This is a genomic window from Promicromonospora sp. NPDC057488, from assembly GCF_042802395.1.
In the GTDB taxonomy this organism is placed as follows: Bacteria; Actinomycetota; Actinomycetes; order Actinomycetales; family Cellulomonadaceae; genus Promicromonospora.
In genome coordinates, this window is record NZ_JBHVEG010000069.1 from 1 (window position 1) to 22582 (window position 22582).

The 22582-nt window shown below is 71.7% G+C and carries 14 protein-coding genes; 11 read left to right on the forward strand and 3 right to left on the reverse strand.

What is annotated here, in order from left to right:
• The first annotated feature begins 179 nt into the window (after nt 1–179).
• Nucleotides 180–2516 (forward strand): glycosyltransferase, encoded by a 2337-nt coding sequence (locus tag ACFU5G_RS15530; RefSeq protein ID WP_377246181.1) that lies wholly within the window; start codon nt 180–182, stop codon nt 2514–2516.
• Nucleotides 2517–2586: 70 nt separating this feature from the next.
• Here ACFU5G_RS15530 and ACFU5G_RS15535 read toward each other — a convergent pair whose 3' ends face one another.
• Nucleotides 2587–5151 (reverse strand): glycosyltransferase, encoded by a 2565-nt coding sequence (locus tag ACFU5G_RS15535; protein ID WP_377246184.1) that lies wholly within the window; start codon nt 5149–5151, stop codon nt 2587–2589.
• Nucleotides 5152–5433: 282 nt separating this feature from the next.
• Between ACFU5G_RS15535 and ACFU5G_RS15540 the strand changes: the two genes are divergently transcribed.
• The 7 genes from ACFU5G_RS15540 to ACFU5G_RS15570 all read left to right on the forward strand — a co-directional run bounded on the left by ACFU5G_RS15540 (nt 5434) and on the right by ACFU5G_RS15570 (nt 16293).
• Nucleotides 5434–6693, forward strand: a complete 1260-nt coding sequence (locus ACFU5G_RS15540) for a nucleotide sugar dehydrogenase (protein WP_377246187.1) — start codon at nt 5434–5436, stop codon at nt 6691–6693.
• Nucleotides 6694–6782: 89 nt separating this feature from the next.
• A complete protein-coding gene (locus ACFU5G_RS15545; protein ID WP_377246190.1) occupies nt 6783–7136 on the forward strand; it encodes a hypothetical protein in 354 nt (117 codons plus the stop codon).
• A gap of 85 nt (nt 7137–7221) precedes the next feature.
• Nucleotides 7222–8724, forward strand: coding sequence for a phosphomannomutase/phosphoglucomutase (locus ACFU5G_RS15550; RefSeq protein ID WP_377246240.1), 1503 nt, complete (start codon nt 7222–7224; stop codon nt 8722–8724).
• Nucleotides 8721–8921: a Trm112 family protein gene (locus tag ACFU5G_RS15555; protein WP_377246192.1), complete on the forward strand. Its 201-nt coding sequence runs from the start codon at nt 8721–8723 to the stop codon at nt 8919–8921. Before ACFU5G_RS15550 ends, ACFU5G_RS15555 begins: the two co-directional genes overlap by 4 nt.
• Before the next feature lie 68 nt (nt 8922–8989).
• Entirely contained in the window at nt 8990–11431 is a 2442-nt protein-coding gene (locus tag ACFU5G_RS15560) for a hypothetical protein (RefSeq protein WP_377246195.1), read from the forward strand.
• Between the two features lie 133 nt (nt 11432–11564).
• Nucleotides 11565–13922, forward strand: coding sequence for a glycosyltransferase (locus ACFU5G_RS15565; RefSeq protein ID WP_377246198.1), 2358 nt, complete (start codon nt 11565–11567; stop codon nt 13920–13922).
• Nucleotides 13923–13971: 49 nt separating this feature from the next.
• Nucleotides 13972–16293: a glycosyltransferase gene (locus ACFU5G_RS15570; RefSeq protein WP_377246201.1), complete on the forward strand. Its 2322-nt coding sequence runs from the start codon at nt 13972–13974 to the stop codon at nt 16291–16293.
• A 96-nt stretch (nt 16294–16389) separates the two neighbouring features.
• Here the strand turns inward: ACFU5G_RS15570 and ACFU5G_RS15575 are convergent, their stop codons facing one another.
• On the reverse strand, nt 16390–17442 hold the full coding sequence (locus ACFU5G_RS15575) for a hypothetical protein (protein ID WP_377246204.1): 1053 nt from the start codon (nt 17440–17442) through the stop codon (nt 16390–16392).
• A 158-nt stretch (nt 17443–17600) separates the two neighbouring features.
• On the opposite strand from ACFU5G_RS15575, the gene ACFU5G_RS15580 reads away from it, so the two are divergent.
• The 3 genes from ACFU5G_RS15580 (at nt 17601) to ACFU5G_RS15590 (ending at nt 21134) form a co-directional block, all read left to right on the forward strand.
• Nucleotides 17601–18641, forward strand: a complete 1041-nt coding sequence (locus ACFU5G_RS15580; RefSeq protein WP_377246207.1) for a hypothetical protein — start codon at nt 17601–17603, stop codon at nt 18639–18641.
• Nucleotides 18642–18757: 116 nt separating this feature from the next.
• Nucleotides 18758–19720, forward strand: a complete 963-nt coding sequence (locus ACFU5G_RS15585) for a glycosyltransferase family 2 protein (protein WP_377246210.1) — start codon at nt 18758–18760, stop codon at nt 19718–19720.
• Nucleotide 19721: 1 nt separating this feature from the next.
• On the forward strand, nt 19722–21134 hold the full coding sequence (locus ACFU5G_RS15590; RefSeq protein ID WP_377246213.1) for a polysialyltransferase family glycosyltransferase: 1413 nt from the start codon (nt 19722–19724) through the stop codon (nt 21132–21134).
• Nucleotides 21135–21229: 95 nt separating this feature from the next.
• On the opposite strand, the gene ACFU5G_RS15595 is transcribed toward ACFU5G_RS15590, so the two are convergent.
• Complete coding sequence (locus ACFU5G_RS15595) at nt 21230–22396, reverse strand: nucleotide sugar dehydrogenase (RefSeq protein ID WP_377246216.1); 1167 nt, start codon at nt 22394–22396, stop codon at nt 21230–21232.
• Nucleotides 22397–22582: the final 186 nt, after the last annotated feature.

The following is a 22582-nucleotide window of genomic DNA, read 5'->3' on the forward strand; positions in this document are numbered from 1 at the left end:
GGGGTGCCCCGGCCGCCGGAAGGCGGCCGGGACACCCCGACCCGCAGACCGGGGCAGACCTGATCGCGTCGGGCCGTCCGTGTTCCCTAGGCTGACGCCGTGACACTCGACCTCACCAGGATCATGACGACGCTCACGGACGGCGTCGGCCAGGCAGCTCACCGCCGAGGGGTGGACCGATGAACCCCCCGACCATGGCGGCCGTCCGTACGGTCCTCGGTTCGGGGGCGTTCGACACCGAGTGGTACGAGGCCCAGGCGGGCACGACGTTCGCGGACCTCTCCGCCGCTGTGCGGCACTACCTCGAGCACGGCAGGCCGGCGGGGTTGTCCCCCCACCCGCTCTTCGTCCCCGAGCGTTTCCGGCCCCAGCGGTGGGACCGCGACAGGACCGACCCCCTGGTCACCTACCTCCGCGGGGCGGACCACTGGGGAGCCGCGACGTCGCCGCTCTTCGACCCGGCGTCTCTCGGCGACCTGCGGAGCGCCGACCGCAGCCCCCTGGTGGCCTTTCTGGAGGACGACGGCCCTGGCGCGGCGCTGCCGTTGGCGCCCGACGCCGGCTGGTTGCGCGACGGGGTGACGCTGACCGACGTGCGCGAGGCGCTCCGGGCGGAGCTGCGCGAGCCGGGTGACGACACGACGTGGGACGCCCGTCCGGCGGCCGACACCGTGAGCGGTCTCGTGAGCGTCGTGGTCGTGGACTGCGGCACGACGAAGGACGTCACCGCCGCGCTCGACGCGATCGCTCGGGCCGCCCGGGCGGGGGAGGAACAGCCCGCACAGCCCGTCGAGGTGCTGCTGGTCGCGCCTGCTGAGCGCCGTCAGGCCGTGGTCGGGCTGGCACTGGCTCGTCTCGCCCGGAACGAGGTGCGGGTCGTGCCCGCGCCCGCCGACCTGAGCCTCTCCGCCGCGGTCGACGAGGCCGCCCACGAGGCCCGGGGCGAGCACGTGCTGCTGATGTCGGCGCGACACACCTTCCGGGAGGGGACGCTGCGCGACTGGCTCGCCGCGCTCACGGAGTCGGGCGCCGCCGCCGTGCACCCCGTGGTGCTGGGCGACGACCTGCTGGTCGGCGACGCGGGGGTGGCCTATCCACCGAACGGGAAGGACCCGGTGCCGTTCCTCCGGGGTGTGCACCCCGACAGCGTGCCGTGGCCCGCGCGGTTCCCGGTGCCGGGTGCCCCGGCACCGCTCCTCGCCCGCACGGCCTCCGTGCGAGCCGTGCGGGGGCCGGGCCGGCCACGCGCCCTGTGGGCCGACATCGACCTGTCGCAGCGGCTCGCCGCGCACGAGGAGCGCCCCGTCGTGGTGGTCAGCGACCTGGTCGCCGGGCGTTCCGCCGACGGCGGGTTCGGCGACACCGCGGAGCCGTCGGCAGACCTGTCGGCGTTCCGTGCCGCGTGGCGCCGGGTGCCGGCGGGCTCTGCGGACCTGTTCGGGGCCTTCGGCCTCGCACCGGTGTTCACCGGGCTGGCCGCGCTGACCGTGCCGGACCAGCCTGAGTCCTGGACGCGTGCGCTGTGGCTGTCCGCGCCGGGCATGTCCGCGAACCTCGAGGTACGTGAGGCGCCCCCTGCGCTGCGCTGGGCGATCAAGACGGCGATGCCGGCCGACGAGCGCGCCCGCCAGTGGGGCGACTTCCACTTCGCCGGTTCGCTGGCCGCCGCCCTGCGCGGGCTCGGCCAGCAGGTGGTCGTCGACTACGGGCCGAACGACGGCCGCGAGACGTCGTACCGCGACGACGTGGTCCTCATGCTCCGCGGGCTGCGCGCCGCACAGCTGCCCGCCGACGTGACGAGCGTCCTGTGGGTCATCAGCCACCCGGACCAGGTCACGGCGGACGAGCTCGCGGGCTACGACCTCCGGTACGCCGCAAGCCTGACCTGGTCGCGTGCCACCTCGGCCCGGTGGGACCTCCCCGTGCTGCCGCTGCTGCAGTGCACCGACTCGAGCCGGTTCTACATCGACGACGAGCCGGTCGAGGAAGTCGTCGGCAAGGCGGTGCTGGTGGGCAACTCGAGAGGCAAGGCCCGCCCGGTCGCCGTGCACGCCGTGAGCTCGGGCATGCCGGTCGCGGTCTACGGGTCGCGCTGGGAGCCGTTCCTGCCGCCCGAGGTGATCGCCGGTATCTACGTCCCGAACGAGATCGCCCGCCGCTACTACCGCTCGGCGGCCTGGGCGCTGAACGACCACTGGCCCGACATGCGCGACCTCGGCTTCGTCTCGAACCGCGTCTTCGACGTCCTCGCGTCGGGCGGCCGTCTGCTGACCGACGACGTCGAGGGCCTCGACGAGCTCTTCCGCCCGGTGTGGCCGGAGCGAGGTCTGGCCCGGTTCACGACGCCCGAGGAGCTGCACGCCGTGCTCGCCGAGGGGAGCGACGCCTGGTACGACGACGCGGCGCTGCGCGCGCTGTCCGACCACGTCCGGAGCGAGCACGGGTTCGGCGCGCGCGCGGCGGTGCTGCTCGAGGACGTGCTCGCGCACCGGGCCGGAGCGGTCTTCGGCCGCTGAGACCCGGTGGTGCCGCACGGCCGCCGGGTGGGCGGATCTCACCGCTCACCCGGCGGTCTCCGCCGTCAGCTCACGACGTAGGTCGGTGCGTCCGGAGGCCCGTGGCCGTGACCGGCGTGTCGCGGTGTGCTCGGGCCCCTCCCGGAAGCAGGCCGACCACCAGCTTGGCGAACTGGCTCGCGTCGTGCCGTTCGCCGAGGTGGCGCGCGGCCGCGCGGGCCAGCTCCGAGCGCTCCGCGGGGTGCGCCTCCAGATGCCGGACCAGCTCCAGGACGTCGCCCGGCGCCGCGTAGGCGGCCGCGTCGCCGTAGAACGGGCGGAAGCGTTCCGGGACGATCGCGACGCTGCCCGCCGCCATGGCGCGGGTCAGGTACGCCGGGGGCTGCCGGACCGCGTCGGCGGGGAAGCACGGGACGTAGTCGAGCTGTCGGAGCATCTGGCGCTGCGAGAGGTCCCCGTTCCGGTAGATCAGCCACTCGGTCGGTGGCCGCAGGTCGGGAGCCTGCCCGACGGTCCGCGGTGCGTGCTCGACCGCCCCGAGCAGGCGGACGTCCACGTCGTCCGCGACGGGGTACACGGCGAGAAAGTCTTCGTCGGACGTCGGCCAGAGGTCGGCGCCCTCGAACGACGCGAACCCGACGGTCGGCGGATCGGACGGGGCGCGACGCCGGCGCGCCGTCCACAGGTGCGGCGGGACCGGATCGACGACGTCGACGTCGTGCACCACCAGGCCGGGCACCTCCGCGAGCTCTTCCCGCACACCGGGGCCTGCCGGGACCCAGACGGGTGCCGAGCCGAACAGGTCCTGGGCCGCCGCCGTGACGTCCCGGGCGGACCAGAGCGCGCCGCTCGTCGACTCGGTGCCGCCGCGGTGAGCGAGGATCGCCACCCGGTCGGCATCGAGGGACTGGGGCTCGGTGGTCGGCAGCTGGAGGACCGCGGGGTCGTGGATCAGCAGCAGATCCGTGTGCACGTCGTCGGTCGGCAGGACGTGGGCCACGGTGCCGTCCTCGACGAGCCGGCGGAACTCGGGGGACAGCGGCTGCGGGGTGGCGACCGGTCGGCCGGCGAGCTCCAGCTGCATGATGCCGACCCGCACGCCCTGCTCGACCAGCGTGACGAGCTCGTCGTACAGCGGCACCGCGGTGTGCGAGTCGCCGCGGAAGTCGCCGGCGAGGACCACCTCCAGGTCGGGCGTCTCGACGGAGATGCCCGTGTCCTTGGTGAACCTCTGTGGCGCCCGGAACGACCGTTGCGCCGGGTCGGCCGAGACGAACGGGTCCGCACCAGCCCTGATCTGCTGGTGCCACGCCGTGAAGGCCTCCGAGTACTCCCGGCGTGACGGGTGGACCCAGCTGGCCCGGAAGTCTCCGCGGGAGAGCGAACCTGACGTCAGCCGGACGAAGGCGAGCTGGTCCCTGAGCAGGACCTGCTTGCCGGGGAGCGCCGCGGTGAGCCGTTCGAGGAACTCCGTGTCGGCGCTCTTGCGCACGGGGTCGAACCCGCCGACGCGTTCGACGGCCGACCGGGAGAACATCAGCGACGACGCGTTCTTGCGGCTCGTCGGCATCCCCAGGTGCTGGAAGCCGAGGTCCTCGGTGCACCGGACGGACCGGGTCAGCGTCGAGTGCACCGTCGTGCTCTCCAGCAGCGGCCGCACCTGCCGCGCGATCCGCTCGGGGTGCGACCAGTCGTCGGAGTCCTGGAACGTGATGAACTGGCCGCGCGCCTCGCGCAACGCGCGGTTCCGCGCGGCATAGGTACCGCGGTTCTGCGGCTGGACGAGCACCCGGACCCGTTCGTCGAGGCCGGCCACGTCGCTCAGGACGCCGTCGAACCCGGGCCCCGAGGCGTCGTCGAGCACGAGCAGCTCGAGGTTGCCCCAGGTCTGGTCGAGGATGGACTGCACGGCCGAGAAGATCTCCGGGCCCGGGCGGAACGCGGACATCACCACGGTGACCAGGGGCCCGTCCTCGGTCCCGCTGGGCCCGGGCGCGGCGAGGCGGTCGAACGGCGTCTCGCCCGCCCGGGTCAGACGAACGGGGCGCACGTCCCAGCGCCCCACGAGGCTGTCGAGCGCGTGGTTCCACTGCTCGCTGCCCACACCGTGCCGGGCCGCGGCGAGGTCGATCTCGAGCGCCAGGCGGTCGTCCTCGCGGACCTCCTGGAGCGCGGCGAGCTCGGACGCCAGCTCGTCGGTCGCGCCCGTGAGCTGGAGCAGCTGCAGGTAGAGCCGCGTCTCGTCCGGGCGCCACGCCGTGCCGGGTGCCAGGCGCCTGGCGACCCGGTACATCTGCGCGGCGTCGGCGAGGTCCTCGGGGGTGAGGCTCTGGTAGCCGACGGTCATGGCGAGCGCACGCCACCAGCCAGGGCGCTTGCGCCCGAAGCGTGCGGCCTCGCTCACGGAGGCGCGCGCGGCGTCCCGGAGCTCCTCGTAGGTCAGGTCGGGTGCGATACCGGCGGCGATGACCCGCCGGAACGAGCCGGACCGGGTCCGCCCCGCGGTGTACGCCATCGCGCGGAGGTGGTCGCGGCGCCTGGCGATCTGTCTGGCCAGCCCGCGCGCGACGTCGGTGTCGACGCGTCGGATACCGGCGCTCGTGGAATCAGCGGCAGAAGATGCTGCGGTGGTCAAGGGGGTTCCCTTCAGAGGTGCCTGCGGGACCAGCGCCTCAGGCGGCCTTATCTTCACCGGTCAGAACTGAGCCTGACAACTCGCCCGCACGGGTGGCCATCACATGGCGAAATTCCTGGGTGAAATTTTCGGAGCGGGAGGAATTTCGGCCATATCTGGGCACTGGGCTGCACCGACAGCCTCCTCGGTACACCTAGGATGCTCAGGCCGGGATCCATCGCAGCCAACGACGGCGGCGGGTGTCCGGGCCACCCGATCCTGCACGCGAGAGGTAGTAGAGGCATGTCCATGTTGGTCGTGGTGGGGCTCGGGTACGTCGGTCTCCCTCTGGTGCAGGCCGCCGTTCGCGCCGGCTACGACGTGGCGGGGCTGGACGTGAACGAGCGGGTCGTCGCCGACCTCAACGCCGGACGGTCCCACGTGGACGACCTGTCCGACGCCGCGATCGCCGAGCTGCTCGCGGAGGGGTTCACGGCCACGGCCGACGAGGCGGTGATCGAGGGCGCCGACGTCGTCGTCGTGTGCGTGCCGACGCCGCTGTCCCCGGACGGCGGGCCTGACCTCGGCGCCGTGACGGGCGCGACGCAGGCCATCGCGCGCAACCTCCGGCCGGGGACGCTCGTGGTCCTCGAGTCCACCACGTACCCGGGCACCACCGAAGAGGTGGTGCAGCCCATCCTCGAGTCGGTCAGCGGGCTCCGGGCGGGCACGGACTTCCACCTGGCGTTCTCGCCCGAGCGCATCGACCCGGGCAACCCGGTCTACGGGATGCACAACACCCCCAAGGTGGTGGGCGGCGCCACCCCTGAGGCCTCGACGCTCGCGGCGGACTTCTACGGGAAGTTCGTGGAGACGGTGGTCGTGGCCAAGGGCACGCGCGAGGCCGAGACCGCCAAGCTCCTGGAGAACACCTACCGCCACATCAACATCGCGCTGGTGAACGAGATGGCCCGGTTCTGCCACGAGCTGGGGATCGACCTGTGGGACGTGATCGGGCTGGCCAAGACCAAGCCCTTCGGGTTCCAGGCGTTCTACCCCGGCCCGGGCGTCGGCGGGCACTGCATCCCGATCGACCCGAACTACCTGAGCCACAACGTGCGGTCCCGCCTCGGCTACCCGTTCCGCTTCGTGGAGCTCGCCCAGGAGATCAACGCGACGATGCCCGCCTACGTCGCCCGCCGGATCCAGGACCTGCTCAACGAGGACAGCAAGTCGCTGCGCGGCTCCACCGTCCTGCTGCTCGGCGTCACCTACAAGCCGGACATCGCCGACCAGCGGGAGTCGCCGGCGCGCCCGCTCGGCGAGGCCCTCCTCGCCCAGGGCGCGAACCTGGCCTTCCACGACCCGGCGGTCGAGGAGTGGCGGCTCGGCGCGACGTCGCTGACCCGGGTCGCCGACCTGGATCGAGCGGTGGCCGACGCCGACCTCGTGGTGCTCGTGCAGAACCACCGCTCGTACGACGTCGATGCCCTGGCGCAGGCGTCGAGGCGATTCTTCGACACGCGCGGCGCGGCGACGGGCGACAAGGTGCACCGTCTGTGACGGGCGGTGTCGCGCCGGCGCGGGCCGTGTCCATCCAGCAGAACCTCAGAAGGGGATAGTCCATGCGTCGTCCGCCCGTACTCGATCTGGTGATTGCCGCACTTGCGCTGGTCGGTGTTGCCGCTGCCGTCGCAGCGGCCGTCGAAGGTTCCGTCGCGCTGGTCCTGACCGGCGTGGGCCTCGTCCTCCTTGCCGCGGCGGCGTACCTGACGGACCGGCGCTCCCGGGCTGGTCGGCGATCGCTCGAGCTGCTGCTGAAGCAGGGCTTCGAGGACGTTCGCCAGGACCTGACCGAGGTCGCCTCCCGCGAGGACCTGGCCGAGGTCACGGAGCGGCTGGACCGGCTGGACGCCCGCCTCGAGAAGACGCAGCGACGCCTGGTCGCGGCGTCCGACGCGGCCCGGCTGGAGGCAGCCGAGCGCGAGTCGCGGGTGATCGGCTGACGGAGCCGGCGGCGCCGTGACCCTGGTCGGGCGTTCCGTTCCGATCCGGACGGCGCCCGGCGCCGCGTAGGCTGACCGCGTGGCAATGGACCTCTCCCAGATCATCAAGGCGTACGACGTCCGAGGTACCGTCCCGGACCAGCTCTCACCGCAGGTCGCGCGCGCGATCGGCCGGGCGTTCGCCCGGGTCGTCGTGCTGGCCGGAGCGGGCACCGGGCCGGGTGGTGCCGACGCCTCGCCCGCCGTCGTGGTGGGTCACGACATGCGGGACTCCGGCCCCGAGCTCGTGGAGGCGTTCGCCGCGGGGCTGACCGCCGAGGGCGTGGACGTGACGCGCATCGGGCTGTGCTCCACCGACGGGCTGTACCACGCCTCGGGCGTGCTCGGCCTGCCGGGTGCGATGTTCACCGCCAGCCACAACCCCGCCGCCTACAACGGCATCAAGCTGTGCCGCGCGGGCGCGCGGCCCGTCGGCGAGGCCACCGGCCTCGCCGACATCCGCGAGGTCGCCCAGGCGATCCTGGACGACGACGACGCGCGGCCCGCCGACGCGAGCCAGGTGCCGGCCGCGCCGTCGTCGGGCACCCGGACGGGAACCGTGACCGACCGCGACACCCTCGCCGACTACGCCACGTTCCTGCGCGGACTGGTCGACCTGTCCGGGCTGCGTCCGCTCAAGGTCGTGGTCGACGCCGGGAACGGCATGGGCGGGTACACCGTCCCCGCGGTGCTCGGCGAGGCGGCAGGCCTGCCGGCGCTGCCCCTGGAGATCGTGCCGCTGTACTTCGAGCTGGACGGGACCTTCCCCAACCACGAGGCGAACCCGCTGGAGCCCGCGAACCTGGTGGACCTGCAGACCGCCGTCGTGGCGAACGAGGCCGACCTGGGGCTCGCCTTCGACGGGGACGCCGACCGCTGCTTCGTGGTGGACGAGCGCGGGGTGGCCGTCTCGCCGTCGGCCGTCACCGCCCTCGTGGGACTGCGCGAGGTGGAGAAGGAGCAGGCCGCCGGCCGCACGCCCACGGTGATCCACAACCTGATCACCTCCCGGGCCGTGCCCGACCTCCTGTCGGCGGCACGTGCCGAGGTCGTCCGCACCCGCGTGGGCCACTCCTTCATCAAGGCGGAGATGGCCGAGCGCGACGCGGTGTTCGGCGGGGAGCACTCCGCCCACTACTACTTCCGGGACTTCTTCTTCGCCGACACCGGCATGCTCGCCGCGATGCACGTGCTCGCCGCACTCGGCGGCCAGCAGCACCCGCTGTCGGCGCTCGCGGGCATGTACGAGCCGTACGTCGCCTCCGGCGAGATCAACTCGACCGTGCCCGACGCCGCCGCGGCGACCCGGCGGGTGCTGGACGCCTACCAGGCCGCGTACCCGGGGATCGTCGTCGACCGGCTCGACGGGGTTACCGTGTCGCACTGGGACGACAACCCGCAGTGGTGGTTCAACCTTCGTGCCTCGAACACCGAGCCGCTGCTGCGGCTCAACGTCGAGGCCGCCGACGAGGACATCATGGTCAAGGTGCGCGACGACGTCCTGTCGCTGGTGCGTGCCGAGGCCGACGACGCAGGAGGAGCAGCATGAGCACCGACCCGACCGTCCAGCTGGAGCCGTGGGTGCGGCAGATCCTGCGCTGCCCCGTGACGGGCGCGGAGCTGGTGGACGCGACCGGGCCCGACGGCGCGCCGGAGCTGCACTCGACCGACCCGGACCGGCCGCTGGCCTACCCGGTGCGGGACGGGATCCCGGTGCTGCTGGAGTCGGACGCCCGGGCGCTGTGAGCCCCTCGGCGTAGGCATCAGGAGGGGTCCCCTTACCCGGGGCCCAGGTATCCGTCTACGCTTGCGGCGTGGTCCAACCCCCAGAAGGTCCAGCGACGTCGTCCGAGGTGGAGCAGGACTCGGCGGCACCCGAAGCAGAACCGCCGACCGGCACCGACGCCGAGCGGATCCTTGCCTCGGGTGTGTTCGACCTGGAGTGGTACCAGTACCAGGCGGGTCGGGACTTTGCGGACCGGGCAGAGGCGGTGCGCCACTACGTCGACGAGGGCCGGCGCGCGGGACGGTCGCCGCACCCGCTGTTCTTCCCGTCCCGCTTCGACCCGAGGCGGTGGAACCGCAGCGACACCGACCCGCTGGTCACCTACCTCGAGGGCGCGAGCGGCGCCTGGGAGCGGTCGACGTCGCCGCTCTTCGCCCCGGCTGGTGCCCCCGGTCCGGGGCGTCCCGACCGGGCCCCGCTGGAGTCGCTGCTCCAGGACGGCGACCCGGAGACCCTGCCGCTGGCGCCCGACGCCGGCTGGCTGCGGGCCGGGGTCACCCTCGCCGACGTGCGCGAGGCCCTGCGGACGCAGGTGACCGAGCCGGCCGACGACGGAGCGGCGTCCTGGCGGGACGGCCCGGCCGCCGACACCGTGCCGGGGCTGATCAGCGTCGTGGTCACCGACTGCACCTCGAACTCCGACGTGCTCGCCGCCCTCGGCGCCGTCGACCCCGTGGCGCGGGCCACGGAGGCCCGGCCCGAGCAGCGCGTCGAGATCGTCCTCCTCGCGCCCGGCGAACGCCGCCGGCCCTCGGTCGGGCTGGCGCTGGCCCGTCTGGCTCGCTGGGACGTGCGGGTCGTGCCGGTGCGCGGGCGGGCGGGGACGATCGCCGCCGTCACCGCGGCGGTGCACGGCTCCCGCGGCGAGCACACGCTCCTGATGTCCGCGCGGAACGGGTTCATGGAAGGGACGCTCGCCGACTGGTGCGCTGCGCTCTCGGAGTCCGGCGCGGCCGCCGTGCATCCCCTCGTGCTCAACAGCCGGCACCTGGTCCGCGACGCCGGTATCGCCTACCCGCCCTACGGGAAGGACCCGGTCCCCTTCCTGGGCGGCATGCACCCGGACAGCGTCGACTGGCCCGCGCCGTGGTTCACCGTGCCCGGAGCGCCGGTCCCGCTGCTGGCCCGCACGGGGTCCGTCCGCGCGGTGCTGGGCGACGACCGGACCGGCGACCTGTGGGCCGACGTCAGCCTGTCGCAGGGCCTCGCCGTCCAGGAGGGGCGTCCCGTCGTCGTCGTACCCGGCCTGGTGGGGATCCAGGCAGCGGGGGCCGTGGCGTTCGACGGCTCGGCCCAGCCGGAAGAAGATCTCGAAGCGTTCCAGAAGACGTGGCCGCAGGTGCCGGCCGGGTCGGCCGACCTCTACCGGTCCTTCGGCCTCGCCCCGGTCTTCCTGGGCGTCTCGGCACTGAGCGCTCCCGAGCGGCAGCGGTCCTGGACCCGAGCGCTCTGGCTCCCGGCCGAGGCGGGCCGCGGTGTCGGTGCCCCGGCCGCCGCGCCCGGTGCGGTCCAGGTCGTGGAGTCCCCGCCATCGCTGCGCTGGGCGATCAAGACCGCGGCCCCGTCGGCGGACCGCGCGCGCCAGTGGGGCGACTTCCACTTCGCCAACTCGCTGGCGGACGCGCTGCGCGCGCTCGGCCAGCACGCCGTCGTCGACCACCGGGGCAACGACGCCCGGTTCAGCTCGTACGCGGACGACGTCGTCCTGACGCTGCGCGGGCTGTTCGCGGCGACGCTGCCCACGAACGTGACCGGCGTCGCGTGGGTCATCAGCCACCCCGACGAGGTGACGGCACGCGAGCTCAAGACCTACGACCTCCGGTATGCGGCGAGCCCCGGCTGGGCCCGGGACGTCTCGTCCAGGTGGGACCTGCCGGTCCGGCCGCTGCTGCAGTGCACCGACCCGAACCGCTTCTACATCGACGACGAGCCCGTCCCCGAGGTGGTCGGCAAGGCGCTGTTCGTGGGGAACTCGCGGGGCGAGGCCCGGCCCGTGGTCATGCACACCCTGGCCTCCGGCACGCCGCTCGCCGTCTACGGCGAGCACTGGGAGGAGTTCCTGCCCCCCGAGGCGGTCGCCGGGACGTACGTGCCCAACGAGATCCTCCGCCGGTACTACCGTTCGGCGGCCTGGGCGCTCAACGACCACTGGGGCGACATGCGCGACCTCGGCTTCGTCTCCAACCGGGTGTTCGACGTCCTCGCCTCGGGCGGCCGGCTGCTGACCGACGAGGTCGAGGGACTCGACGAGATCACGCGGACCGTGCTCCCGGAGCGCGGCCTGGCGCGTTTCGGCTCCGCCGAGGACCTGGACGCGGTGCTCGCCGGGCAGAGCGGGGCCTGGTACGACGAGACGTCGTTGCGCGCGCTGTCCGACTACGTCCGCAAGGAGCACAGCTTCGGTGCGCGGGCCCAGGTGCTTCTCGAGGACGTGCTCGATCACCGCGCCGCCGCGGACGTCGGCAGGTGACGACGTAGGCTGAGGGGACGGCAGAGCCCACGTCCCGCGGGCGCCGACCCGCGCCTGCCGATTGATGCGGCGGGTGCCCGTGCCACTAGGATTGCCGCGATTTGCGCGCCCGCCCCCACCCTCGGAGACCTCATTGACCACGCCACCGCTCGTCTCGATCGTCCTTCCGGTCCATAACGACGAGACCTGGATCGGGAACGCGATCGAGAGCTGCCTGCGCCAGACGGAGGGGCAGTTCGAGCTCATCTGCGTGGACGACGCCTCGACCGACGGCACGAGCGAGGTCATCGAGCGCTACCAGGCCAAGGACGAGCGCATCCGGCTGATCCGCCTCGAGCGGAACGGCTCGGCGTTCCAGGGGCGGCGGGCCGGCATCATGGCGGCGCAGGGCGAGTACCTCCTCTTCGTGGACGGTGACGACGAGTTCGCCCCGGACGCGGTCGCGAAGTCGTACGCGAAGGCGCAGGCGACGAACGCGGACCTGGTCGGCTTCGGTGTCGAGGTCATCAACCCGGACGGTCAGAAGGTCGGCGGGTACCAGAAGCGCCTGGCCCCGATCCACGAGTCGCTCAGCGGCGACGAGGTGTTCAACGGGCTCTTCCCGGTCGGCAGGGCGGCGCAGGGGCAGCTGTGGCGGTACCTCTTCCGGACCTCGCTGCTCCGTGAGGTCTACGAGATGCTCCCGGCGGACCTGGTGCTCCCGCGGGTCAACGACCTCCCCATCATGTTCCTCGCGGCGGCGCGTGCCCGGAAGTACGTGTCGATCAACGACAAGCTCTACCGGTACTTCTTCCGTCGTGGCGGGAGCGGGCACGCGGTCGCCGACGTCGGCCAGTTCGCGTTCTACATGGGTGCGATCGACTCCGTCGAGAGCATCCGCCCAGCGCTCGAGCCCCTGCTGGGGACCCGGACGGATCCTGAGGAGCTGATCCGGAGCTACGAGTCGGCGCGGCTGTCGATCATCGCGAACGTGAGCGGCTTCCTGCAGAAGAACATGAGCAGCGACCTGCACGGGGCCTGCCTCGACCTGCTGCACGGCCGCGTCCCGCAGTCGGACGTCGTGCTCGCGGCGGTGACCCACACCCCGGAGGTCCTCCCGGTCCTCGCGACGTCCGGCACCCGGATCGAGGCGGGTGAGCGCCCGGTGCGGAGCGTGCTGCTGACCACCAAGACGGTGACGACCGGTGGCGTCTCCGGCGTGCTCCTCTCGCAGGCGCACTACCTGCTGGAGGCCGGGTACAAGGTCACGATCGTCGCGCACCGCAAGGACAGCTCGCTCGACGGCGTGCCCGAGGGCGCGAAGTTCATCGAGATGCAGGGCAAGGGCCTGCCCGCCCGGGTCGAGGAGTGGGCGCAGATCTGCCGGGACGAGGAGATCGACCTCATCATCGACCAGCAGGTCCTCTACAGCCGCCAGTGGCCGTCGTACGCCCTGATGGCGCGCGCCCTGGGCGTGCCGACGATCGGGTGGATCCACAACTTCGGCCTGCGGCCGATCTACGACCAGAACGACCTGACGTCCTTCCTCACGGACCACCTGGGCGCGCTCGCGACCACGGTGACGCTGTCCCCGCTGGACGTCGCGTACTGGAAGCTCCGCGGTATCGAGCACACGGTCTACCTCCCGAACCCGCCGTCGCCGCTCCTGATCGAGTCGGCCGCCATGGACGTGACGAAGAGCGCGCCCGACGGACGGATCGAGCTCGTCTGGTGGGGCCGCCTCGACGCGCGCACCAAGAAGCCGGTCGAGCTGCTCGTCGCGGCGCAGGAGCTGCGCCGGCTGTCGGTCGACTTCCAGCTCACGGTCATCGGGCCGGACTGGAAGGACTACACCGTGAAGGACCTCTCCGCCGAGGTGGAGAAGCGGGGCCTGGCCGACCACGTGAAGGTCGTCGGGCCGCGCCGCGGCGAGGAGCTGATCCGGTCGATCGACGCGGCACACCTCTTCGTGACGACGAGCATCATCGAGGGATACCAGCTCACGCTCGCCGAGGCGCAGGCGCGCGGCGTGCCCGTGGTCATGTACGAGCTGCCGTGGCTGGTGCCCGTCCAGGACAACGAGGGCATCGTCGCCGTCCGCCAGGGTGACGCGGTGGGGCTCGCCCGGGAGATCGCGGCCTTCGCCGAGGACCGCGAGCGGTACCTCCGGTACTCGCAGGCGTCGGTCAAGGCCGCCGAGCGGATGACGTCCTACGACATGTCGAGCCTGTACCAGCAGCTGGTGCAGGGCACGCTGCCCGCCGAGTTCTCGCCGGAGCCGACGCTCGACGACGCCCGGCAGATCCTCGACTGGACCGTCTTCTACGCGGAGACCAGCTTCGCGGAGAAGGCCGAGAAGCCCCGCGGGCGCAAGGCGCGCAGGACCGCGGCGGCGGCGCAGGTCTCCCCGTCGTCGAGGAAGGACTCCTTGGCGCGGCGGGTCGCGAGGCGGAGCATCCGGACCTTCCCCGCGCTCGAGCCGGTATTCCGTCGCGTGCAGAGGGCGCTGTAAGTAGGATTGCCGCGATGCGCGCGTCCGCCCTCCAGCGTCGGAGACCTCATTGCATTCGCTACCGCTCGTCTCGATCGTCCTTCCGGTGCACAACGACGAGGCCTGGATCGGTGACGCGATCGAGAGCTGTCTGCGTCAGACGGTCGGGCAGTTCGAGGTCATCTGCGTGGACGACGCGTCGACCGACGGCACGAGCGAGGTCATCGAGCGCTACCAGTCCCGGGACGAGCGCGTCCGGCTGATCCGGCTGGAGCAGAACGGCTCGGCCTTCCAGAGCCGGCGTGCCGGCATCATGGCGGCCCAGGGTGAGTACGTCCTCTTCGTGGACGGTGACGACGAGCTCGCCCCGGACGCGGTCGCGAAGTCGACCGCCAAGGCGCAGGCGACGAACGCCGACCTGGTCGGCTTCGGGGTCGAGGTCATCAACCCGGACGGTCAGACGGTCAGGGGATACCAGAGGCGCCTGGCACCGATCCATCGCTCGCTCAGCGGCGAGGAGGTGTTCAGCGGCCTCTTCCCGGTCGGCAGGGCGGCACAGGGCCAGCTGTGGCGCTACCTCTTCCGGGCCTCGCTGCTGCGTGAGGTCCACGGGATGCTCCCGGCGGACCTTGTGCTCCCGCGGGTCAACGACCTCCCGATCATCTTCCTCGCGGCGGCACGTGCCCGGAAGTACGTATCGATCCCCGACCGCCTCTACCGGTACTTCTTCCGTCGTGGGGACAGCGGGCACGCGGTCGCGGACGTCGCCCAGTTCGCGTACTACATGGGTGCCATCGATGCTGCCGAGTGCATTCGTCCGGCGCTCGAGTCTTTGACGTCGAGCCGGACGGACCCGACCGAGCTGATCAGGAGCTATGAGTCGGCGAGGCTGTCGATGATCGCCAACGTGATCGGCTACCTGCACAAGAACCTGAGCAGCGACCTGCACGGAGCCTGCCTCGACCTGCTGCACACCCGCGTCCCGCAGTCCGACGTCGTGCTCGCGGCGGTGACCCACACCCCTGAGGTTCTCCCGGTCCTCGCGGCGTCCGGCACCCGGATCGAGGCGGGTGAGCGCCCGGTGCGGAGCGTGCTGCTGACCACCAAGACGCTCACCACCGGTGGTGTGTCCGGCGTGCTCCTCTCGCAGGCGCACTTCCTGCTGGAGGCCGGGTACCGGGTCACGATCGTCGCGCAACGCAAGGACAGCTCCCTCGATGGCGTGCCCGAGGGCGCGAAGTTCATCGAGATGCAGGGCAAGGGCATGCCCGCCCGGGTGCAGGAGTGGGCAGACATCTGCCGGGACGAGGAGATCGACGTCATCATCGATCAGCAGGTCCTCTACAGCCGGCAGTGGCCGTCGTACGCCTTGATGGCGCGCGCTCTGGGCGTGCCGACGATCGGGTGGATCCACACCTTCGGGCTGCGGCCCATCTACGTCCAGAACGACCTGACGACGTTCCTCACTGAGCACCTGGGCGCGCTCGCGACCACGGTGACGCTGTCCCCGCTCGACGTCGCGTACTGGAAGCTCCGTGGCATCGAGCACACGGTCTACCTCCCGAACCCGCCGTCGCCGCTGCTGATCGAGTCGGCCGCCATGGAGGTGGCGAAGAGTGCGCCCGACGGTCGGATCGAGCTCGTCTGGTGGGGTCGCCTGGACGAGCGGATGAAGAAGCCGGTCGAGCTGCTCGTCGCGGCGCAGGAGCTGCGCCGGCTGTCGGTCGACTTCCAGCTCACGGTCATCGGTCCGAGCTGGCAGGACTACACCGTGGAGGACCTCGCTGCCGAGGTGGAGAAGCGGGGCCTGGCCGATCACGTGAAGGTCGTCGGGCCTCGCCGCGGCGAGGAGCTGATCCGGTCGATCGACGCGGCGCACCTCTTCGTGACGACGAGCATCATCGAGGGTTACCAGCTGACGCTCGCGGAGGCGCAGATCCGTGGCGTGCCCGTGGTCATGTACGAGCTGCCGTGGCTGGTGCCCGTCCTGGACAACGAGGGCATCGTCGCCGTTCGCCAGGGTGACGCGGTAGGGATCGCCCGGGAGATCGCGGCCTTCGCCGAGGACGGCGAGCGTTACCTCAGCTATTCACGCGCGTCGGTCAAGGCTGCCGAGCGGATGACCTCGTACGACATGTCGAGCCTGTACCAGCAGCTGGTGCAGGGCGCGCTGCCCGCCGAGTTCTCGCCGGAGCCGACGCTCGACGACGCCCGGCAGCTTCTCGACTGGGCGGTCTTCTACGCGGAGACCAGCTTCGCGGACTACGCGGCGAATCCGCGCAGGACCGCGCCGGCCAAGAAGACCTCCTTGGCGCGTCGGGTCGCGAGGCGGAGCATCCGGACCTTCCCCGCGCTGGAACCGGTCCTGCGGCGAGTGCAGAAGGCGCTGTGAGCAGGCCTGGGACGTGAAGACTCCTGGTAGGAGCGAGCTGGTCGAGGCCAGCCGCCTACCAGGAGTCGAGCGGCGTCCGCCCGGTCCGTCAGGACGTCAGAGGACGGCGTCCATGGCCTTGTGGATCCGCTCCTGCAGGTCCGTGAGCGTGGCCCGGGCGGTGTCGATGCCGGACACGAGGCTCGAGCGGCGCTCCACGACCTGCGGGCCGAGCTGCGCGAGCTCGTCGTACCGGCCGGTGAGCTCGCCGAGACCCGCGGAGTCGAGCAGACGCTTGATCTTCTCCGGGTCGGCGGCCGACCCGAGAGGGTAGGCACCCTCCGACGCGCCGATGATCAGCCCGTGCGCGCGGTCGCTGATCACCGCGAGCGACCTGCGGTAGACGTCGCGGACGTGGTCGTCGAGGTCGCGGTGGCTGGTGCTGGCCGCCACGAGGTACTTGCCGCCGAGCTCCTCGGCGACGTGCACGGCGCGGGGAGCGTCGCGGGCGACCTGGGCGACGGTGACGATCTCGGTCGACGTCAGCTCGGCGAGGGCGCGGACCGCGTCGAACCACGAGGCCTCGGGCCACGGCCGGTCGTAGCGCAGCGTGATCGGCAGCAGCGGACGCTCGGACTCCGGGGCCCACTGGGACGTCGGCGTGCCCATCGAGTAGGCCCAGTCCGGCGCCACGTCGCCGAACCCGGCGGCGTCCCGGGACGGCTGGTCCCGCCAGGACACGATCGCCGCGTCCTGCAGCACCTGGTGGAACGTGACCGCTTCCGCCGCGACCAGGGGCGACCGGATGCCGATCCCGGCGACGATGACGGCGCCCCCGGCGTTGACCGCCTGCTGCAGGCCCGCGACGCGGCTGCGCTTCGGGTACGTGCCCGCGCGCGGGTTGATCTCGCCGGCCTCGAAGAGGTGGACGGGGCGGACAGCGGCCCTGGAGGCGGCGCCCCACTTCGACGCCTTGGTGTAGACGCGGTCCTCGGGCTTCAGGGGAAGGCCGGAGACGTAGTCCGAGGTCTTGTTCTCCAGAAGCACGTGGAAGCGGCGGCCTTCGCCTCGGGCGGCGAGGAGAAAACCGGCTCGCAGCGCAGAGTCGCCGAGATTGTCGTCCTGCCCACCGAGGTTGACGAAGACATCTTGGACAAGGTTCGAGTTCACGGTGGGGGATCCTATTATCGGAGTCGCGTTGCCGGCGGTCGATCAGGGCTGACGTGCACAGAGGGCTGGTGTGTGCCCGGTCTGTGTGGACCGCTGAGGCCCGTCGTCGTGACTGCGGACCCGTGCACAGCCAGGGTCCACGTTGGTATCGTAGCCTGGTGCCGAATGTTACTCATCCCGCTGCAGATCCCGCCGCCGAGCGCGATCAGCGCGACAAGATCGTTGTCTTCGCATCTCAGCGCCAGCCGTACCACATCGTCTCCTACATCGACCAGATCGTCGGGAACGAAGCCACCCCGGGTGTCGAGTTCCGCTACTTCGAGGGCAAGCTTCCGCACGCCCACATGGACGTGGTCCACCTCCACCGGTCGAGCGTGCTGCTCGGCAAGGGAAGCCGGTGGAAGCGGCTCGCGAAGATGGCCGACTTCGTGCTGCAGGCCAGGCGCCGCAAGATCGCGGTGGTGCGGACCATCAGCGGTGCGGACGCCAGCGGCCAGGGCGGCCGCCTGCGTCAGGCCGCGAACCGGCTGCTCGACCAGGTGACGACGTCGTACGTCGTGCTGGACGAGACGACGCGGGCCCCGAAGGGGCGCCCCGTCACGCTGATCCCGCACGCGCACTACCGGGAGCGGTTCCTGGGCTACCCGCGCTCCGCGCAGGTGCCCGGCCGTCTGCTCCGCATCTCGCCCAACCTGCCCAAGGGCGTCGCGCCGGCGCTCGAGAACTTCTTCTCCACCGAGACGCCCGGGCTCACGCTGCGCGTCGTCGGCAAGCCGGCGGCCGGGGCGTACATCGGGCTCAAGGGGATGGCCGCGCGTGACGCGGACAAGATCACGCTGCTCCTCGAGACCATCTCCGAGGGCGCGACCGTGCAGGAGGTCACCGCCGCCGAGCTGGTGCTGCTCCCCAAGGTGGCCGAGATCGAGGACATGCACGTGCTGTACACGGCGCTGTCGCTCGACCGCCCCGTGCTCGTGCCCGCCTCCGACCTGACGCGACGTCTCGCCAAGAAGGTGGGCGCCGGGTGGATCACCCTCTACGACGGCCCGCTCACGGCCGAGACGATCGACTCCGCCGTGACCAGCCTGCGCGCGACGCCGCCGGCGGGCAGCCCGGAGCTCGACGCGCCTGACCTGGAGGAGACGGTGAAGATGTACGCCAAGGTCTTCCAGGACGCGGCAGCAGCAAGCCGCCGCTGACGAAGGGTCCGGTCTGGACGCCGCGGCGGTCCTGAAGGGGACAGGGACCGCCGAGGTCGGTGGGATCGGTGTGCTCCGGTAGATTCCCCCGGAAACCACGAGCCAGGACGGAAACCTTGACCACGCTGAGCATCATCGTGCCGGTCTACGACGCGGCCGCGTTCCTGCCCAACTGCCTCGCGACGATCAGGGCGAACCGACGCGATGACTACCAGTTCATCCTGATCGACGACCACTCCTCGGACGAGACACCCGAGATCATCGAGCGTGCGGCGCGGGACATGCCGTGGCTGACGACCCTGCGCAACCCGGAGAACTACGGGGTGGCCAAGTCGAGGAACATCGCACTGACGCATGCCGAGGGCAGGTACCTCACCTATCTCGACGCCGACGACTGGTACCACGTGGGGCACCTGGACCGGACCCTGGCCGCGTTGCAGCGGCTGAACGTCGACTTCGTCCGGACCGATCACGTGCGGGTCGACCAGATGAACCGCGTGATCGAGCGGGCGCCCGAGAACCGTCGGGACGTCGTGCTCGACCCGAGGTCGCAGATCGGCGCGCCGGGCTACCGGACCGTCGTCGACTACCCGTTCCTGTGGGCGGGGATGTACGACAGGGAACGGATCGACCCCGCGCTGTTCGCCTTCGACGAGTCGTTGCGCACGGCCGCGGACCGGCCGTGGTTCTGGCGGCTGCACCTGAACACGGAGTCAACGGCCGTGGTGGACCTGAACGGCTACTTCTACCGCAAGGACGCCAACCCCACGGCGCTCACCCAGGCGGGAAACGCGAACACGCTGCACTTCCTGGACGCGTACGCCGGCATCCGCGACCTTGCGGTCGGCTCGGGCAACGCCGGGTACGTGGACAAGGCGGCGTACGGCGCGTTGCGGATCGTCGAGTTCCACGTGTCCCGCCGCGCCAGGCTGTCCCACGAGCTGCAGCGCGAGCTGTTCCACCGGTCGTCGGCGTTCCTGAACTCGTTCCCGCCGGAGTCCGTCCGGACCGCGTTGCGGCACTTCGACCTGTCCAAGCGGATCGTGCTCGGAAAGATCCTGCGAATCGAGGCCGACTGACATGGACCAGCTCTTCGTCGCTCCCACCTTCACGGCGGCCGTCGGAATGGCGACCGCCGTCGACGCCGGCCTGTACGCCGACGCCGGCACGAAGGTGCTGATGACGACCGGCAACTCACCGATCCCCGAGCTCGGGGGAGGCCTGGCGGAGCAGCCCGGTTTCGACGAGCTCGCCCGGCGGTTCGACCGGGTGGTGTCCCTCAACGAGATCATCTACCCGCAGCACCCGGTCTCGTGGAGCCCGGCGGAGGACGTCGAGCGGTGGCACGGGATCGCCGCGGCCGCGGTGGGCCTGCGCGAGCCGTTCGGGATCACGCTCCAGTCGTTGCCGGCCAAGCCGTCGGCCTCGATCCTGCGCGTCTTCCCGGAGGGCCCGGTCGACGTCGTCTCCGACGGCCTGACGGACTACGGCCCGATGCCGACGCCCGTGCCGCGGCAGATCGCGCCCCGCCTGCGCCGGCTGCTCCACCTGGACCTGGCGGGCGGGCTGAACCCGGTGCTCCTGCGCGAGCACGAGGTGGCGAACGTGGTCCTGTCCTCGGCGGGGTACCGGGACGTGGTGGCCGAGCACGGCAAGGCGACGGCACCCGCGCCGCCGAGCGAGGAGCGGGTCGACGCGATCGTGCTCGCGCAGGACCTGAGCACGTCCGGGCCGCTGTCACCGGACGAGGACCAGGCGCTGCACGAGAGGCTCCTCCGGGTGGCCGCAGGACTCGGGTACCGGCAGGTCGTGCTGACGCCGCGCCCGAGCGCGCCCCCGGCGTTCGCGCACCGTCTCCCGGACCTGGCGGACGAGCTGGGTGTGCGGCTGCGGGTCCTCGACGACCCGGTACCCGCGGAGGTCCTGTACGACAGGCTCCGGCCCGCCGCCGCCATCGGGTGCTTCTCGACCGAGCTCTCCACGGCGGTCGAGGTCTACGGGATGGCCGGGTACGCCGTCGGGGTCGACGAGGTGCTGGAGCGGCTGCCGAAGCTCCAGGACAGCGACCGCATCCCGCTGGCGATCACCGACGTCCGCCGCAGCCGCGTGGACGTCGCGCCGGACGGCACCCTGGTCGAGCGTGGTCCCGTCGAGGTCGACCTGCAGCTGCTGGTGGACGAGATCGCGCACGCGATGCGCCGCCCGGGTGCCGCATCGGGTGAGCGGAAGCGGCTGCTCGCCGAGCACCCCTGGACCGCGAAGTTCTTCGCGGGACCCGACGACGTCGCAGGCCGGGCGGGAGCGGTGCCGGTGCCGCAGGCTGACGGACCCGGCGACGACCAGCGCCACGCGGATGCTCGTGCGGTGGCCCGGAAGGTCAGGACCCGGCTCCGGCGCGACGCGGGACGGCTCGTCCGTCAGGCGTCCCGGCGGTCGGGCGCGGTCCGCAGGGCGAAGGCGGTCGCGCAGGCGGTCATGTTCCGGCCGCGCTGACTGCCGGCCGAACGGGTGAGGCCCGCCGTTGGTCGAGCCTGTCGAGACCCCATCAGGTCTCGGCCAGCTCGGCCGACGGCGGGCCTCACCGATGATCAGTCGCGGCCGTAGATGTCGCGGGTGTAGACCTTCTCGGCCACGTCGTCGAGAGCCTCGGTGCGCCGGTTGGCGATGATCACGTCGGCGCGGCCCTTGAACGCGTCCAGGTCACGGACGACCTCGGAGCTGTAGAACTCGTCGTCCTCGAGGCTGGGCTCGTACACGATGACCTCGATGCCCTTGGCCTTGATCCGCTTCATGATGCCCTGGATCGAGGAGGCCCGGAAGTTGTCCGACCCGGACTTCATGACCAGGCGGTACACGCCCACGGTCTTGGGCTCGCGGCGCAGGATGTCCGCGGCGACGAAGTCCTTGCGCGTGGTGTTCGCGTCCACGACGGCGTTGATCAGGTTCTGCGGCACGTCGGCGTAGTTGGCCAGGAGCTGCTTGGTGTCCTTGGGCAGGCAGTACCCGCCGTACCCGAAGGACGGGTTGTTGTAGTGCGACCCGATCCGGGGGTCCAGGCCCACGCCCTCGATGATCTGCGCGGTGTCCAGGCCGTGGGTCGCGGCGTAGGTGTCGAGCTCGTTGAAGTACGCGACGCGCAGCGCGAGGTAGGTGTTGGCGAACAGCTTGATCGCCTCGGCCTCGGTCGGGTCCGTCAGCAGGATCGGGACGTCCTTGGTCAGCGCGCCTTCCAGCAGCAGCTCGGCGAAGTGCTTGCCGCGCTCGGACCGGTCGCCGACCACGATGCGCGAGGGGTGCAGGTTGTCGTACAGCGCCCGGCCCTCGCGCAGGAACTCCGGCGAGAAGACGATGGCGGCACCGGGGCGCTCGGCCCGGACCCGCTCGGTGAACCCCACGGGGATGGTCGACTTCACGACGATCGTCGCGTCCGGCGCCACCTGCAGCACCTGATCGATCACCGACTCCACCGAGGAGGTGTCGAAGAAGTTGGTCACCTCGTCGTAGTTCGTCGGCGTCGCCACGACCACGACCTGCGCGCCGGTGTAGGCGGCCGAGGCGTCCAGCGTCGCGGTGAGGTCGAGGTCCTTCGTGGCCAGGTACTCCTCCAGCTCCGCGTCCACGATCGGGCTCTTGCGGTCGTTCACCAGCGCGACCTTCGAAGCGTCTACGTCCACCGCCCACACCTGGTGGTGCTGTGCGAGCAGGACGGCGTTGGACAGGCCGACATAGCCTGTTCCGGCAACAGCGATCTTCATGGGGTCAATCCTCTCAGAGATGGAGTTCGGGCCCGTACAGGGGGCGCGAACGGCCCGATGACCGCGTGGAGCCGGGGTGCCAGGGGGCGAGTCGGTGAGCGCTAGAGTGGACAGCGCCCTGCGCGCGACGCGCAGGCGGGACGGGGCCTGGCCGACCAGGCACCGCCCGCGTCAGTCCGTCAGAGG